The sequence below is a fragment of the Labrys sp. LIt4 genome (genome assembly GCF_017813775.1).
GTDB lineage: Bacteria > Pseudomonadota > Alphaproteobacteria > Rhizobiales > Labraceae > Labrys > Labrys okinawensis_A.
Genome location: NZ_JAGIPY010000004.1, coordinates 238,372 through 254,706, shown reverse-complemented (window position 1 = coordinate 254,706; position 16,335 = coordinate 238,372). Strand labels below are relative to the sequence as shown.

Sequence of the window (16,335 nt, the reverse complement as noted above, 5' to 3'; positions counted from 1 at the left end):
GCGGGCTGGTCGCGGCATCCCGGAGGCGGGTCTGAAGACCCGCTGCCCGCTACTTCACATATTCCCGCGCGGCCTGTTCGAGCTGGCCGTGCAGATAATCGGTGAAGGAGCGCCAGACCTCGACGTGGAAGTCACTCGCGCCCTTGCGCCACAGCACGATTTCCGCCTTGGCGAACAGCGTGCGCGTGGCGGTGCCGACGGGAAAGACCTTGGGGTCGAGATCCAGCATGACGCCGGCATTGAGCACGTCGGCGGCCAGCGAGCCGGAGACCAGGATGCCAACATTGCGATGGCTCACATCCACCAGCGAATGCGGCTCCTGCACGGCGGCCTCGATGGCGGCATAGGCCTCGGCTTCGGTATTTTCCGGCGCGAGCAGCAGCCATTCGTCCGGGCCGAGCTTGAAGGCGGTGCGGACGCCATCGGTGGCGGCGGTGTTGATCGCGGTTGGCAACGCCAGCCCGAAGGCCTGGCCGGCCGCGACAGCGGCGCTGTCTGGGCCGCGCAGCACCAGGCGGGCGCCACGCGGCGCCGCCTCGATGGTGAGGCGGCTGCGGGCGGTGATCGGCGCGATGCCGTCGAGCGGATCGCGGCGGGTTGCGATATCAGCCATTGAGCCGCGCTCCTTCCTTGTCGATGAAGATAGGATCGACCACCTTCGCGGCGATCGAACCGCCGGGCATCGGCACATAGACCGTCTCGCCATAGCGCGAGCGGCCGCGCTCGAGATTGCACAAGGCGATGGAACGGCCGAGATTGGCGCTCCAATAGGCCGAGGTGACATGGCCGAGGGCATGCTCGCCGATGGCGGGTTGCGCCACCTCGGTGATCTGCGCGCCCTCTTCCAGCACCACGCCGGGATCGACGGTGAGGAGGCCGACGAACTGCTTGCGGTTGGGATCCTGCAGGTCCGGCCGCATCAGGCCGCGCTTGCCGACGAAATCGGCCTTGGCCTTGCCCACGGCCCAGCCGACGCCCGCCTCGTCCGGCGTCAGCGTGCCGTCGGTGTCCTGGCCGACGATGATGTAGCCCTTCTCGGCACGCAGCACGTGCATCGCCTCGGTGCCGTAGGCGCAGCCGTCATATTTGACGACCTCGGCATGGATGGCCTGCCAGACGGCGCGGCCATACGCCGCCGGCACGTTCACCTCGAAGCCGGCCTCGCCGGTGAAGCTCATGCGGAACAGCCGGGTGGGTACACCGCAGATGCGGCCTTCCTTCACCGACATGTGCGGCATGCCCTCCCTGGAGATGTCGATGCCCTCGACCAGCGGCGCCAGCACATCGCGGGCATGCGGGCCCTGCACGGCGATCACCGCCCACTGCTCGGTGGTGGAGGTGAACCAGACCTTGAGGTCGGACCACTCGGTCTGGAGATAGTCCTCCATGTGCGAGAGCACACGCGGCGCTCCGCCCGTGGTGGTGGTGACATGGAAGCGATCGGGCGCCATGCGGCCGACCACGCCGTCGTCATAAACGAAGCCGTCGTCGCGGGTCATGATGCCGTAGCGCAGGCGGCCCGGCTCCAGCTTCATGAACGGGTTGACATAGATGCGGTGCATGAACTCCGCCGCATCCGGGCCGACCACCTCGATCTTGCCGAGGGTGGAGGCGTCGAACATGCCGACCTTTTCGCGCACCGTCTTGCATTCGCGGTTGACTGCATCGTGCATGCTCTCGCCGGTGCGCGGATAGTACCAGGCGCGCTTCCACAAGCCGACATCCTCGAACACCGCGCCCATCTCGACCTCGGCCTCGTGCATCGCGGTCTTGCGGACGGGATCGAACAGGTCGCCGCGCGCCGTGCCGGCGAACAGGCCGAACGTGGTCGGCGTATAGGGCGGGCGGAAGGTGGTCAGGCCGACCTGCGGCACCTTCTTGTCGATCGCCTTGGCGGCGATGGCCAGCGCGTTGATATTGGAGGTCTTGCCCTGGTCGGTCGCCATGCCGGTGGTGGTGTAGCGCTTGACGTGCTCGATCGAGCGGAAACCCTCGCGCGTCGCCAGCTTGATGTCCTTGGCGGTGACGTCGTGCTGGAAATCGACGAAGGCCTTGACCCTGTTGGCATTGCGGTCATGCGGCAGGGCGCCGGTGTAGAACCCTTCCTGAGAGGTCTCGCCAGCGACGTCGAAGGTCTTGAGCGCGCCCTTGTCGAAGCCGGCGTCGCGCCCGGCGTCATGGCCGGCGGCAAAGCCGTCATTGATCACAGCGCCGAAGTCGAACACGCCGCGGCAGGCACCGGCCGAACGTTCCTCGTCCCGGGCGAAGCCCGGCACGAAGATCTGCTTGGCTTCGTCATAGCGCAGCTTGCCGCGCGACTGCGAAAACAGATGGACCGTCGGCGTCCAGCCGCCCGACATCAGCACGAGGTCGCAGGAGACCGTCTCCCGGTCCCTCACGGTACCGTCGGTTCCGACACGGCCGAGCCTGACGGCATTGACGCGCAGCCGCCCGCTGGTGCCCATCAGCGTCGCGCCGAGGCTGACGCGGATGCCGGCCTCCCGGGCAGCGGCGGTAAGCGCGCCGCCATCGGGCCTGATGTCGGCGATCACGGCGATATCGATGCCGGCGGCCTTGAGGTCGAGTGCGGCCTGATAGGCGCTGTCGCAGGCGGTGAACACCACTGCCCGATTGCCCGGCTTGACACCGTAACGGTTGACATAGGTGCGGGCGGCATCCGCCAGCATGATGCCCGGGCGGTCATTCTCCGGGAACACCAGGGGACGCTCGATCGCGCCGGCGGCGATGACGACCTGCTTGGCGCGCACCTGCCAGAGCCGCTCGCGCGGCATGCGGGCTTCCGGCTGGGCGACATGATCGGTCAGCCTTTCGGCCAAGGCGACGAAATTGTCGGAATACCAGCCGAAGGCGGTGGTGCGCGGCATCAGCCGGACGCGATCGTTGAGAGCCAGCGACATGATGATGTCGGTGGCCCAGTCGCGTGCGGCCCGGCCTTCGATGGTCGCCGTGGTCTCAGCCAGCAGGGAGCCGCCGAGCTCGGCCTGCTCGTCGACCAGGATCACCGAGGCGCCGGTCTCGGCCGCCGCGATGGTGGCCGCCAGGCCTGCCGGGCCCGAGCCCACCACCAGCACGTCGCAATGGGCATAGCGGTTGAGGTAGCGGTCGGGGTCGGCCACCTTGGGCGCCTCGCCGAAGCCGGCCGCGGCGCGGATCTTCGGCTCATAGACCGTTTTCCAGAAGCTCTGCGGCCACATGAAGGTCTTGTAGTAGAAGCCCGAGGCGAAGAAGGGCGACATCGCGTCGTTGACGGCACCGGCATCGAATTTCAGCGAAGGCCAACGATTCTGGCTGATGGCGACGAGGCCCTCATAGAGCTCGACCTGCGTGGCGCGCAGATTGGGCGTGGTGCGTCCGGCGTCCCGGATCACCGTGACCATCGCATTCGCCTCTTCCGAGCCTGCCGACATGATGCCGCGCGGCCGGTGATATTTGAACGAGCGCCCGATCAGGTGTACGCCATTGGCGAGCAGGGCCGAGGCGAGCGTATCGCCGCGCACGCCCTGATAGGCGATGCCGTCGAATGTGAAATTGATCGGCTTGGCGCGGTCGATGCGGCCGCCGGCCGCCGTGCGGAGAGAGGCGGTCACGAGCGCGCCTCCGAGTTCCTGGCTTCACGATTGGCGGGCGTGGCGGCGGCAAGCTCGGCGGCGAGCGCCGCGAGATCCGGCTTGGGCTCGCCCTGCTTGTAGGTCTTCACGAACTTGTCGGTCACGGTATGGCGCACGGCGTTGAAGAAGCGCGCGCAACCATGCACATGGCGCCAGCGCTCGGCGATCAGCCCCTTGGGATTGGAGCGGGTGTAGAGGAAGCCTTCCCAGACCTCGTCCGTCGGATTGTCGGCAAAGGCAGGGCGGGCGATATGGGCCTCGCCCATGTTGCGGAACTCCAGTTCCGGGCGATCCTGTTCGCAATAAGGGCAGCGAATGAGCAGCATGGCGGTCCCTAGAACAGCGATGTGATGCGGGAAAATGAAAAGCGCGGCGCCTTACCCTCCCCTCGATGGGGAGGGTCGGCCCGAAGGGCCGGGGTGGGGTGGGACCCACCTGCCAAGGCAATTACTCGGTATTTCATCGGGAAGGCACGGCACCAAGCCACCCCACCCCGACGCTGCGCGTCGACCCTCCCCATCGAGGGGAGGGTAGAAACCATGCACGTCCTACCCAACGCTCCCTCCCTCAGTGCGCGACGGCGGCGGCCGCCGCTTCGTCGATCAGGCGTCCGGTGCGGAAGCGATCGAGGGTGAAGGGAGCGGCGATCGGATGGGGCTCGCCCGTCGCCACCGTATGGGCGAAGACATGGCCCGAGCCCGGCGTCGCCTTGAAGCCGCCCGTGCCCCAGCCGCAATTGACGAACAGGCCTGGCACCGGGGTCTTGGACAGGATGGGCGAGCGGTCGGGCGTGACGTCGACGATGCCGCCCCAGTTGCGCATCATGCGGGTGCGGCGCACCACCGGGAAGAGTTCGCAGATCGCGTCCAGCGTGTGGGCCGCGATGTGCAGGCCGCCCGTCTGCGAATAGGAGACATACTGGTCGGTGCCGGCGCCGATGACGAGGTCGCCCTTGTCCGATTGCGACATATAGGCATGCACGGTGTTCGACATCACCACGCAGGGCATGATCGGCTTGAGCGGCTCCGACACCAGCGCCTGCAGGGGGTAGCTTTCCAGCGGCATGCGCACGCCGGCCATTTCCATCACAACCGAGGTGTGGCCGGCGGCGACCACGCCGAGCTTCTTGGTACGGATCGTACCCCGGGAGGTCTCCACCCCGGAAACGGCGCCGGAGGCATCGCGCAGGATACCGGTGACCTCACAGTTCTGGATGATGTCGACGCCCAGCGCGTCGGCGGCGCGGGCATAGCCCCAGGCCACCGCGTCGTGACGGGCGACGCCGCCGCGCCGCTGCAGGGCGGCGCCCATGATCGGGTAGCGGATATCCTTGGAGATGTTGAGGATCGGGCAGAATTCCTTCGCCTCTTCGGGCGTCAGCCATTCATTGTCGATACCCGCCAGGCGATTGGCATGGATATGGCGCTTGAAGACCTGGATATCATGCACGTTGTGCGCCAGCATCATCACGCCGCGGGCCGAATACATCACGTTGTAATTCAGCACCTGGGACAGGTTCTGCCACAGCTTCATCGCGTGGTCGTAGAGCTTGCCGCTCTCCTCCCACAGATAGTTGGAGCGGATGATGGTGGTGTTGCGGCCGGTATTGCCGCCGCCCAGCCAGCCCTTTTCGAGCACGGCGATATTGGTCATGCCATGCTCGGCGGCCATGTAATAGGCGGTGGCGAGGCCATGGCCGCCGGCACCGATGATGATGGCGTCGTAGCTGGCCTTCGGTTCGGGCGAGCGCCATTGCTCGGGCCAGTCCTGATGACCACGCAGCGCGTTGCGCGCCAGGGAAAAGACAGAAAACCGCACGTGTTGCCGCCCGTTGGATGGAGTCTTGAATGGCGCGACTATCATCATTCCGCCCAGGGGCAGTCTAGCACGGAAGCGACGCGCCTTTTGTCGCATTGGAAGAAATTGCGCAAAACGCCCCCATTCGCCCGAGCCCGAACAGGACGCATTTGGGATAGTATTTGACCATTAGGTCGCATGCCAATGCCTCACATTTGTCAATTTACGACATTAAAGGCGACATATGGTCGGGCCCACATCAGAATTCTTCAAAAAATGTCGCAATATCGTCTCGGTTCGTCGTTTCGGAGAACGCGGTAAAAGCCGCCCCGCAACCGACGTTTTGACCAGAATGGGCGCGTAGACGCCCGATGCCATCATGAGGGCGAGCGCTCCATCCAGTGCGCTTTCCCGCCTCCGTCACGCTTCGTACCGCCGGCCAAGCCGGCGGAGGTCCCAGGGAGAACTGCGTATGAATATCCGGCCGGATATCGGCGCCACGCATACCGTCGGCTTTCTGCTCACTCCGAATTTCTCGATGATCGCCTTCGCGGCGGCCGTCGAGGTTTTGCGCCTGACGAATTACGTCACGGGCGCGAAGGCCTTCGCCTGGCGGCTCTACTCCCCGGACGGCCAGCCGATCGAGGCCTCGAACGGCGTGGCTTTGGCGGTCGACGGCTCCTATGGCGATGTCGGGCCGATGCCGGAGATCATCGTGTGTTCCGGCATGGACGTGCAGAAATATGACCATGGTCCTCTGATCGCCAAGCTGCGCAAGCTCGCCTTCTACGGCGTCTCGATCGGCGCCGTGTGCACGGGCACCTACATCCTGGCCCGGGCCGGCCTGCTCGACGGTCATCGCTGCGCCATCCACTGGGAAAATTACGACAGTTTCCGCGAGGAATTCCCCGAGATCGACGCCACGCAGGAACTGTTCGAGATCGACCGCAACCGCTTCACCTGCGCCGGCGGCACCGCTTCGATCGACATGATGCTGGCGCTGATCACCGCCAAGAAGGGCGCGGTCATCGCCGCCCTGGTCACCGACGAGCTCATCCATCATCGCATGCGCGATTCGCATGAGCGCCAGCGCATGGAACTGCGCGCGCGCCTGGGCGTCTCCCATCCCAAGCTGCTCGCCGTGATCGGCGAGATGGACAAGCGCCTGGAGCGCCCGGTTTCCTGCGCCCAGCTCGCCCGCACGGTGCGCCTGTCGCCCCGCCAGCTCGAGCGGCTGTTCCAGCGCTATCTCGACACCACGCCGACCCGCTATTACCTCGAAATGCGCCTCAACCGAGCCCGCCAGCTGCTGCGCCAGACCTCGATGCCCATCCTGTCGGTGGGCCTGGCCTGCGGCTTCGTCTCCGCCTCGCATTTCTCCAAATGCTATTCGGAACATTTCGACCGCACCCCCTCCGAGGAGCGCAAGGGCATGCGGGTCGAACGCAACGTGGCGACGGCGATCGCCTGACCTATGGAGGCATTCTCGGCCACCGCCATGGTCGAGGAATTCGATGAGCCGGCGGCAGGGAGGCCGGCGATCGATGCAGCGTCACGCTGCCGGTCGCGGCGGCCCCGCAAAGGGGACGGCGGTTCTTCGTCGTGCCCCGGCGGCGACAATGGTCGAGCCGATCAATTCCCACCCAGCAATCCGGCGGCGATATTGATCGCCAGGGCCAGGATGGTGGCGTTGAAGAAGAACGAGAACACCGCATGCGCGGCGACGATGCGGCGCATCGGCCGCGAGCGCAGATTGGTGTCTGATGTCGCCGAGGAAGCGCCGATCGCCACGGAGAAATAGACGAAGTCCCAATAATCCGGCGGCTCGGGATCGCCGCCGAAATCCAGGCTCGGCTTACCCGGGCGTCCGCCGTCATTGTAGTAGATATGGGCGTAATGGATGGCGAAGATGGTGTGGATGAAGAACCAGGAACAGACGATCGTGGTCACCATCAGCGGCAGCGACAGGACGTTACCGCCCACCTGGCTCTTGGTGGCCTGAAGCTCGAAGATCACACCGGCAAAGCTCGCCGCCGCGGCCAGCATCGACAGGATCAGGATGGTGACGGCCCCTTCATCGAGGGAATCAGCCTTGTGGCTGAACCGTTCCGGCGGCAGGCGCGACAGCCTGTAGCTGACGATCACCACGAAAAGGACCGTGGCCAGGCACCAACCGGCCAGCAGGCGTTCGAGCCAGGGCAGGCCCGGCACGACAAGACCGAGAGCCATGCCGGCGACCAGGCTCCAGAGCAGGACCGGCCTGGTGGTCAGCGGACGCAGAAAATGCCTCACTCCAGAGGTTCCACTCGCAGCCTCGGTTGGAAGCTCATTTGCGCCTGTCCGCCGTGAAGCGGGCGGCGGCGCGCAGAATATCCGCCTCCGCGCCAAATCCGGCAAGCGCGGCGAGGGCATCGCCGGTAAGACGCTCGAGCTCGGCCCGCGCCTTCTCGACGCCCCACAGGCCGACCAAGGTCGCCTTGCCGCGCCCGGCATCCTTGCCGGTGGCCTTGCCGAGCTCGGCGCTGGAAGCCTCGATGTCGAGAATGTCGTCGGCGATCTGGAAGGCGGCGCCCAGTGCGCGGCCATAGGAGAGCAGGGTTTGGTAGACCGGCGCGTCGGCGCGCCCGATCACCGCTCCCATTTCCACCGCGCACGAGAGGATCGCACCCGTTTTCATCGCCTGCAGCTTGGCGACGGCAGGGGCTGAAAGCTCGGCTGTCTGCTCGAATCGGCCCTCCGCTTCGAGGTCCAGCATCTGGCCGCCGGCCATGCCCGCCCCTCCGGCGGCTCTTGCCAGCAGTCGCACCAGTTCGGCCCGCATGGCCGCAACCAAGCTGGTGGCGCCATCGGCCAGGGTCTCGAAGGCCAGGGTCTGCAATGCGTCGCCCGCGAGGATGGCGGTGGCCTCGTCATAGGCCAGGTGCAGCGTCGGCTTGCCGCGGCGCAGTTCGTCGTCGTCCATCGCCGGCAGATCGTCATGGGCGAGGCTGTAGACATGCACGAGCTCGATCGCCGCGCCCGCCCGCAGGGCCGTCGCCTGATCGCCGCCCAGCAGGCGGGCGGTTTCGACCACCAGGAAGGGACGAAGCCGCTTGCCCCCGCCAAGGGCGGCATAGCGCATGGCGCTCAGCAGCCGCGGCGGCACCGGCGGATCGGTGGCCACATCGAAGATCGCCACCAGCACATCTTCGATCTCACTGGCCACGGAGGCGAGGCGGTGATGGAAATCGACGGTCATGAAACGCCCATGGAAACTCTCCTCTCCCGACCCGGGAAAGGATCACGCAAGAGTATCGGGAAACAGCGCAGGCTGGCCGCGATGATGGAACGCGAAACGGGTCGCCGCGTTCCATCGATCGTCGCCGCCTCCGCTGACAGGCGGTGCACGCCCGGCCTCAGGCCAGATATTGCCCGCCATTGATGCTGAGTGTCGAACCGGTGATGTAGCCGGAATCGTCGGAGGCCAGAAATACCACCGCGCGGGCGATTTCGTCCGGCTGGCCCAGCCGGCCCGTCGGAATCAGCGGCAGAATGCGGGTCTCCAGCACTTTGGGATCGATCGCCTGCACCATCTCGGTGCCGATATAGCCGGGCGCGATCACATTGGCGGTGATGCCTTTGGCTGCCCCTTCCAGCGCCAATGCCTTGACGAAGCCGATGTCGCCGGCCTTGGCGGCGGAATAGTTGACCTGCCCCGCCTGTCCCTTCTGGCCGTTGATCGAGGAGATCACGATCACGCGGCCAAAACCGCGATTGCGCATGCCCTCGATGACCGGGCGGGTCATATTGAACAGGCTGTCGAGATTGGTGCGGATGACGGCGGACCACTGGTCCTTGCTCATCTTGTGGAAGAAACCGTCACGGGTGATGCCGGCATTGTTGACCAGGATGTCGACCGGGCCGAGGTCCTTTTCCACCTGCGCCACGCCGGCGGCACAGGCATCGAAATCGCCGACGTCCCATTTGTAGGTTGCAATGCCGGTTTCGGCCTTGAACTTGGCCGCCGCTTCGTCATTGCCGGCATAGCTGGCGGCAACCGTGTGGCCGGCCGCCTTGAGCGCCTTGGAGATGGCAGCGCCGATGCCGCGCGTTCCGCCGGTGACGATTGCAACTCTGGTCATGGTGCCTCCTTGGTAACGATTGGTGTTCTTTTTGGAAATTTAGTCATTCCGCGCGCGATGCGGCACACAGTGACGCTTCGCGGACGCTGAATCGTAAGCCGAAGATACCCCTTCCATAATGCCGTCCCGTGTCTGCACTGCACCCCCGTGGATGCAGTGCGCACGGGACGACTCGCGATCACCGCTCGACGGTGAGGGCGATGCCCATGCCGCCGCCGATGCACAGCGTGGCGATGCCCTTCTTGCCGCCGCGGCGGGCAAGCTCGTGCAGCAGCGTGACCAGCACGCGAGCGCCGGAGGCGCCGATCGGATGGCCGATGGCGATGGCGCCGCCATTGACGTTCACGATGGACGGATCCCAGCCCATGTCCTTGTTGACGGCCAGGGCCTGCGCCGCGAACGCCTCGTTGGCCTCGACCAGGTCGAGGTCCTTGACGCTCCAGCCTGCCTTTTCGAGCGCCTTGCGCGAAGCCGGGATCGGGCCCGTGCCCATGATGGCGGGATCAACGCCCGCAGTGGCCCAGGAAGCGATGCGCGCCAGCGGAGTGAGGCCGCGCTTCTCGGCATCCTTGGCGCTCATCAGCACCACGGCGGCGGCGCCGTCATTGATGCCGGAAGCGTTGCCGGCAGTCACCGTGCCTTCCTTGCTGAAGGCCGGACGCAGCTTGGCCATGGCATCGAGCGTGGCGCCGTGGCGGGGATATTCGTCGGTATCCACGATGACATCGCCCTTGCGGCCGGGCACCGTGATCGCGACGATCTCGTCCTTGAAGCGGCCTTCCTTCTGGGCGGCCTCGGCCTTGTTCTGCGAGGCGACGGCGAAGGCGTCCTGTTCCTCGCGGGTGAGCTGCCAGCGGGCCGCGATGTTCTCGGCGGTCGTGCCCATGTGATAGCCCTGGAAGGCGTCGATCAGGCCGTCCTTAAGCATCGAATCCAAGAACTTCACGTCGCCCATCTTGGCGCCGGCGCGCAGATGCGCGACATGCGGGGCGAGCGACATCGACTCCTGGCCGCCGGCCACGATGACGGAGGCGTCGCCATTGGCGATCTGCTGCAGGCCGAGGCCGACGGCGCGCAGGCCCGAGCCGCAGAGCTGGTTGAGGCCGAAGGCGGTCTTCTCCTGGGGCACGCCGGCCGCCATTGCCGCCTGGCGGGCCGGATTCTGGCCCCCGCCCGCGCTCAGCACCTGGCCGAGGATGACTTCGTCGACCTCGCCGGCCTCCACCTTGGCGCGAGCCAGCGCTTCCTTGACGGCCGCCGCACCGAGCGTGTGGGCCGGCGTTGCTGCGAAGGCGCCGTTGAAGGAGCCGACCGGCGTGCGCGCGGCGCTGACGATGACGACATCACTCATGGCAATTTCACTCCTCTAGTGTTCCGTTCTGCGACTGCCCGGCGGACCAACTCTTTCCGAAGCAGACTTTGCCTGCTTCATCCGCCCTGGGAATGAAGCAGGTCTGGGCATGAAGCAGGTAAAGTCTGCAAATCTTCCAAGTCTACCGATTGCAGTCGAGCCGATCTCAGATCCACCCGAGCGCAATCTGCCTGGGCATATGGGACGCTTGGCGCGCCGCCGTCAATGCGCCAGGTGAGTTTACCGCGCTTGCACAAAGATGTTTTCGCGACCGCGAAAAGAGCCTAGATTTGTCAGACCGTGGGGGTGATCATCCTTCCGGAAGAGCAATTCCGGAGCGGGGTACCGTCGTCGGACGGAAAGCCGTCGCGGCAACCCGGGATAGTTCGGAATTTCCAGGCTTGTGCAGGCGAGCCCGTTCGGAAATTCTGCAAGGCAGGGAAGAGCGTAAGGGGCAGTAGGATGGCGAAAGCAAAAGAGCCGACCACGATCAAGAAATACGCCAACCGGCGCCTCTACAACACGGGTACCTCGACTTATGTCACGCTCGAAGATCTCGGCGCCATGGTCAAGGCCGGCGAGGATTTCGTGGTCCATGACGCCAAGACCAACGAGGACATCACCCGCCAGGTGCTCACCCAGATCATCTTCGAGCAGGAGAACAAGGGCCAGAACCTGCTGCCGATCACCTTCCTGCGCCAGCTGATCCGCTTCTATGGCGACAGCATGCAGGCGCTGGTGCCGAGCTTCCTCGAATTCTCCATCGACAATCTCACGAAGGACCAGCAGAAGCTGCGGGAACAGATGACGCAGCATCTTACCAGCGGCTGGGGCCAGGCGCCCTGGGTCAATGGCGGTTTCGGCGCGCTCGAGGAACAGGCCCGCAACAATATGGCGGCCTTCCAGCGCGCCTTTCGCCTGTTCTCGCCCTTCGCCCAGACCGAGAGCGAGGACGTGAAGGAACCGGCCGCAACCGCGACCTCCAAGAGCAGCGACGATCTCGATACGCTCAAGAAGGAGCTGGCGGAGATGAAGTCGCGCCTCGACCGCATCAGCGACGAGAAGAAGTAGAACGCAGCGCCCGTCTCCCGCAAAGGCAGAAGGCGTCTGCAGTTCAGGTCCCGGTCAGCGCCATCGGCGCCTGGCGGCCGGCATCGCGCAGGCGTGGCAGTTCCAGCCGGAGCGTGCCCGCCACCGTTCCCATCAGGCGGCTGCAGCCCCAGGTCAGCAGCTGGCGGGCGATCACCTCGTCATCCACCCATTCCGCCGCCATGTCGAGGCCGTGCCGCGCGCCGGTTTCGATCAGGCAGCGCAGCGTGAAGCGCCCCTGCGCAACCTGGTCGGCCATTTCGACCAGCACGCCGTTGAGCGTCACCTGGCGGACTTCGAGGGCCTGGAGTTCGGCGAAATCGAGATGGCCGCCGCCGAAACCGCCAATACCGAGCCGGGCGCCTGAGGCGCGGATCGCCCGGCAGTAGCGGCCATTATTGTCGAGATCGGCCTTGGCCAACGCCTCGTCGAGTTCGATGGTCAAACGTTCGAAACTGTCCCCCGGCCCCCGGCGCGGATCGACGACGACCGGCAGGGGCAGGATCAGTTCGATACCGGAATGGCGGTCGAGCACCATGCCGGCCAGGTCCACCAGCCGCAGGGCAAGCCTGCGGACGAGCGCGCGGTCGCAGGCCGGAGTCAGCCAGGCCGGCTGCAGGGACGCCGATGCCAGGGCAATGCCGGGCATCCGGATGAAGGCCCGAGCCCGGAAAGCCTGCCGCCCTTCCGCCTGGACTGCCAGCACCGGCTCGAAACCGAGGAAGATGCGGTCTTCGTTGAGCGCCAGCGCCAGGCGCTGCGCCGCATTGGCCGACGCGGCCTGGTGGTCGCCTTCCGCGAAGATCGCGATGCCGCCCGGCGTTTCGCGTTCGCAGCGGTCGAGGGCCTGCTGGGCTGAATGGAGCGCCGTGCCGGCGGTCTCCGCCGAAGGCGCGATGTGGACGGCGCCGATCGAGACCGTTGGCTGGATCGCGCCAGCCTCTGCTTCCACGGTGACGCGCTCGATCGCGAGCTGGAAGCGTTCCGCCGCCGCCCTGATATCCCCGGCCTGGCATCCGGGCAACATCACGGCAAACTTACCGTCCGCAATGCTGGTGAGGCTGTCGCCGATGCGCAAGACACTGCGCAATCCGCGCATCACCTGGGCGCAGACGCGATCCGCCACCACGGCGCCAAAGGCGCCGTGGATGGCACCGAGCCGGTCGATGGTCGCCAGGAACAACCCGGCCTGCCGGCCCGCCGCACAGGCCTCGGCCAGGGCTGCGGCGAAGACGCGGTCGTGAATGCCGATCACGGTATGGGTGGAGCCGGCAGCCTCCTCCTCCGGGCATTCGGCCACGACACGCACCAGGCCACGCGCGACAACAGGGCGGCCGTCCGGCCCGGCGAACCAGCGTCCGCGATCTTCGATCCAGCGCTTCCGGCCCGCCGCATGCGGACGATAGCTGTAGCGCAGGCAATAGGGCGCCCCTTCCGTCGTCCCCCCGTGGGCGCTCTGGAGGATGGCCTCGTGCCGACCGCCGGGCCGGTCGAGGTCGATCAGGCGGGCAAAGGCCTTGCCGTCGGCGATGTCGGCTGCAGCGCGCACGCCGAGTACGGCAGATGCCCCCGCTCCCCAGGCGAGGCGATCGGTCTCCAGGCACCATTCGTAGCTGGCCTGGCCGAGGGCGCCGAGAAGGGCGCCGGGATGAAGGATCGGCTGGTCGACACAAATGCCGGAAACCGGCACGGCACTATCATACATGCTTCGCGTCCTGCGCCCGCTGCATCGGGCGTGAAAGGGGAAGCAAGAACAATGCCGTGGAATGATTAATAGGTCGGAAATGGGGGCGGAGAACGCGGACTCTTACCCTCGCTCTAACGAAGGCAGAGGACCGTCCAAGAGTAAGCGCCCTGTCCTCCCCGGCCGAGCTTCTCGCGAGCGCCGCGAGAGAGGGCGAGGGGAAGGAGTCCAAGGGCCGAGGCACGATGTGTGGCCCCTGGATCCCCTTCCCGCCGCCGGTGGCGGCGCCGGGGATGACAGAGCGCTTGCTTTTAAGCCATCGCTAAGAGCCGGCTCCCCCCGCGAAAGCCTCTACACGCTGCCGGCCACCATGGCGCGGATCACCACGCGCAGCAGGCGGGCGAGACGCTGGTCCAGTTCGAGCCGGTTGGCATCCCGATCGGCAGCGATGGCCGCCGGATCGATGAAACGATGCAGGGCATCGCCGAGAAAGGCGATCAGCCTCTCGTTCGAGCGGGCGCGGAACAGTTCGATGGAGCGCCCCTCGTCGACGACACGTTCGATCAGGCTGCGGATACGGCGCCGATGCTTGCGGACCACCGCGCGGTTCTCGCCGATCGCCGACAGCCAGGCCGCAAAGAGATTGGGTTCCTGGTCGAGGCGCTCGCGATAGAGCCGTGCCAGCAGCAGCATCATGCGCTCCAGCTTATCGTCGGCCGGATCGGGCGCGTCGGCGACCACGGCGAGCTGGGTCTCCACCGCCTTGTGCCAGTCGGCGGTGACGGCATCGATCAGCGCGTCCTTGGAGGCAAAATAGCGATAGACCGCGGCATGACTGACCTGGGCCTCGCGCGCGACCGACACCACGGACGTGCGTTCCAGCCCGTGCTTGCGCACGTGATCGGTGGCAATATCGAGGAGACGCGCGCCGGTCGGTTCACTCTTGCCGCCCATGCCCTGCCTCCCTGCCGGCTCAGCCGTCGACCAGCGAGGTCTTCGCCGGCGCCCGATGCGGCTGTGCGAGATAGACTTCCGAACGCATCTCGATCAGGCGCGAGATGGTGCGCTGGAACTCGAAGCCCTCGCGCCCTTCCTGATAGGGATAGATCCCGGTCGGCTCCGCCGCCGCTGAGGCCACCAGCTTGGCGCCGCGATCATAGAGGCAGTCGATGAAGAGGATGAAACGCTTGGCTTCGTTGCGCTGCTCCTGTCTGAGCACCGGGATGTCGTCGACCAGCAGCGTGTGGAAATGCTCGGCCAGGGCGAGATAGTCGGCCGAACCCAGAGGCTGGCCGCAAAGTTCGGCGAAGGAGAAACGGGCGACGCCCATGGCGGCCTGCGGCACTTTCAGGGCACGGCCCTTGACGGTCAGCACCAGCGGCAGGCCCTCTTTCCTGCCCGTAAGGCGCTCGAAGGCCGCATCCATCCCGGCGCGGACCCCGGGTCCGCTGCCGACGAGATAGGTCTCCCCGCCCGAAAGCTTCTCCAGGCGATAATCGGTGCGCGCCTCCAGCTTCACCACCTCCATATGCTGCTGCAGCAGCGCGATGAAGGGCAGGAACAAGGCGCGGTTCAGGCCATCCTCATAGAGCCGGTCGGGCACCACGTTGGAGGTGGCGACCACCACCACGCCATGCGCGAACAGCTGGGTGAAGAGACGGCCGAGAATCATGGCATCGGCAATGTCGGTGACGGAGAATTCGTCGAAGCACAGGAGCTTGGCCTCGTTGGCCAATATCTCGGCCACCGGGCCGATCGGATCATCGCCCTTGACCCGCCCTGCCCGGATCTCGCTGCGATAATGGAAGATGCGCTCATGCACGTCGTTCATGAAGGCATTGAAGTGCACACGGCGATGGCTGATGCCGGCCGGCACCGCCTCGTGGAACAGATCCATCAGCATGGTCTTGCCGCGCCCGACCTCGCCCCAGATATAGAGCCCCTTCGGCGCCGGTCTGGGCTTGGCACGCCCGAACAGCCAGCCGAGGGCGCCGGGCTTGCGTGCTGCGGGCATCTCGCCCAACTCGTCCATAACGCCCTGCAGGCGGGCGAGGACCGCCTCCTGGGCCGCATCGCGTTCGAGCCCGCCGGCGGCGACGAGGGCGAGGTAGCGGTCGAGAAGGGGAGTCGGGGCGGGTGCGTGCAAGGAAATGTCCCGTTCGGTGGTGGCGGCAATGCCCGGTCGGCGCGCAGTCTTAACCAATGCTGCAGCACTGGCATAGGGGTGGCGTTGCAGGGCGATCGGGTGAAAGCCTCTCGATCATCCCGGACGCATTGCGGCGCGAGGGACTTCCGGATGCGCGGGCATCTTGCCCTTCCTTCCTATGCCGCGAATGCCGTGTTTCCAGGAACGGGCAATGCGCATACATTCGGAACTTGCCTTCCGGCGAGGTCGTCAACCCGAATTCGGAGCCCTGATGTATCACTTCCGCCGTTGACATCCGGCCCCCTCGTCGCTAGAACCCCGCATCTTTCGAATTTGGGAGCTCTTGCGTCTTCTCGCGTGCTCCAATCTGAGGCACGGGAATCATGAAGATCCGCAATTCGCTCAAGTCGCTGCGTACGCGTCACCGCGACAATCAGCTGGTCCGCCGCAAGGGCCGCGTCTACATCATCAACAAGACCCAGAAGCGCTACAAGGCCCGCCAGGGCTGATTTCGCGCC

Annotated in this window: 14 protein-coding genes; 3 read left to right on the top strand and 11 right to left on the bottom strand. The window is 66.0% G+C overall.

Annotated elements, in window-relative coordinates; genetic code table 11:
- Window positions 1-49: 49 nt before the first annotated feature.
- From soxG to J8I29_RS09510, 4 genes are all read right to left on the bottom strand, one after another.
- Window positions 50-613, bottom strand: coding sequence for a sarcosine oxidase subunit gamma family protein (soxG, locus tag J8I29_RS09525; protein WP_105861009.1), 564 nt, complete (start codon window positions 611-613; stop codon window positions 50-52).
- Entirely contained in the window at window positions 606-3,608 is a 3,003-nt protein-coding gene (locus J8I29_RS09520; protein ID WP_209431460.1) for a sarcosine oxidase subunit alpha family protein, read from the bottom strand. Before J8I29_RS09520 ends, soxG begins: the two co-directional genes overlap by 8 nt.
- Window positions 3,605-3,955: a sarcosine oxidase subunit delta gene (locus J8I29_RS09515; RefSeq protein ID WP_105861007.1), complete on the bottom strand. Its 351-nt coding sequence runs from the start codon at window positions 3,953-3,955 to the stop codon at window positions 3,605-3,607. The genes J8I29_RS09520 and J8I29_RS09515 overlap by 4 nt, the downstream gene beginning before the upstream one ends.
- Window positions 3,956-4,196: 241 nt before the next feature.
- Window positions 4,197-5,447, bottom strand: coding sequence for a sarcosine oxidase subunit beta (locus tag J8I29_RS09510; protein ID WP_348535997.1), 1,251 nt, complete (start codon window positions 5,445-5,447; stop codon window positions 4,197-4,199).
- Window positions 5,448-5,898: 451 nt separating this feature from the next.
- On the opposite strand from J8I29_RS09510, the gene J8I29_RS09505 reads away from it, so the two are divergent.
- Window positions 5,899-6,897: a GlxA family transcriptional regulator gene (locus J8I29_RS09505; protein WP_082979449.1), complete on the top strand. Its 999-nt coding sequence runs from the start codon at window positions 5,899-5,901 to the stop codon at window positions 6,895-6,897.
- Between the two features lie 161 nt (window positions 6,898-7,058).
- Here the strand turns inward: J8I29_RS09505 and J8I29_RS09500 are convergent, their stop codons facing one another.
- The 4 genes from J8I29_RS09500 to J8I29_RS09485 all read right to left on the bottom strand — a co-directional run bounded on the left by J8I29_RS09500 (window position 7,059) and on the right by J8I29_RS09485 (window position 10,898).
- The gene (locus tag J8I29_RS09500) at window positions 7,059-7,718 is read right to left on the bottom strand and encodes a DUF1345 domain-containing protein (RefSeq protein ID WP_209431458.1); all 660 of its coding nucleotides are present in this window, start codon (window positions 7,716-7,718) and stop codon (window positions 7,059-7,061) included.
- Window positions 7,719-7,752: 34 nt separating this feature from the next.
- Complete coding sequence (locus J8I29_RS09495) at window positions 7,753-8,664, bottom strand: polyprenyl synthetase family protein (RefSeq protein WP_209431457.1); 912 nt, start codon at window positions 8,662-8,664, stop codon at window positions 7,753-7,755.
- 157 nt (window positions 8,665-8,821) lie between these two features.
- Complete coding sequence (gene phbB / locus J8I29_RS09490; RefSeq protein ID WP_105861003.1) at window positions 8,822-9,547, bottom strand: acetoacetyl-CoA reductase; 726 nt, start codon at window positions 9,545-9,547, stop codon at window positions 8,822-8,824.
- Between the two features lie 178 nt (window positions 9,548-9,725).
- Window positions 9,726-10,898 (bottom strand): acetyl-CoA C-acetyltransferase, encoded by a 1,173-nt coding sequence (locus tag J8I29_RS09485; protein WP_105861002.1) that lies wholly within the window; start codon window positions 10,896-10,898, stop codon window positions 9,726-9,728.
- Between the two features lie 462 nt (window positions 10,899-11,360).
- Between J8I29_RS09485 and phaR the strand changes: the two genes are divergently transcribed.
- Window positions 11,361-11,969: a polyhydroxyalkanoate synthesis repressor PhaR gene (phaR, locus tag J8I29_RS09480; RefSeq protein ID WP_105861001.1), complete on the top strand. Its 609-nt coding sequence runs from the start codon at window positions 11,361-11,363 to the stop codon at window positions 11,967-11,969.
- 43 nt (window positions 11,970-12,012) lie between these two features.
- Here the strand turns inward: phaR and J8I29_RS09475 are convergent, their stop codons facing one another.
- The 3 genes from J8I29_RS09475 to zapE all read right to left on the bottom strand — a co-directional run bounded on the left by J8I29_RS09475 (window position 12,013) and on the right by zapE (window position 15,817).
- On the bottom strand, window positions 12,013-13,692 hold the full coding sequence (locus J8I29_RS09475) for an EAL domain-containing protein (RefSeq protein ID WP_209431456.1): 1,680 nt from the start codon (window positions 13,690-13,692) through the stop codon (window positions 12,013-12,015).
- 330 nt (window positions 13,693-14,022) lie between these two features.
- Window positions 14,023-14,625, bottom strand: a complete 603-nt coding sequence (locus J8I29_RS09470; RefSeq protein ID WP_209431455.1) for a TetR/AcrR family transcriptional regulator — start codon at window positions 14,623-14,625, stop codon at window positions 14,023-14,025.
- A 19-nt stretch (window positions 14,626-14,644) separates the two neighbouring features.
- Window positions 14,645-15,817: a cell division protein ZapE gene (gene zapE / locus J8I29_RS09465; RefSeq protein ID WP_245196824.1), complete on the bottom strand. Its 1,173-nt coding sequence runs from the start codon at window positions 15,815-15,817 to the stop codon at window positions 14,645-14,647.
- A 383-nt stretch (window positions 15,818-16,200) separates the two neighbouring features.
- On the opposite strand from zapE, the gene ykgO reads away from it, so the two are divergent.
- Window positions 16,201-16,326, top strand: a complete 126-nt coding sequence (gene ykgO, locus J8I29_RS09460) for a type B 50S ribosomal protein L36 (RefSeq protein WP_068283257.1) — start codon at window positions 16,201-16,203, stop codon at window positions 16,324-16,326.
- Window positions 16,327-16,335 lie beyond the last annotated feature (9 nt).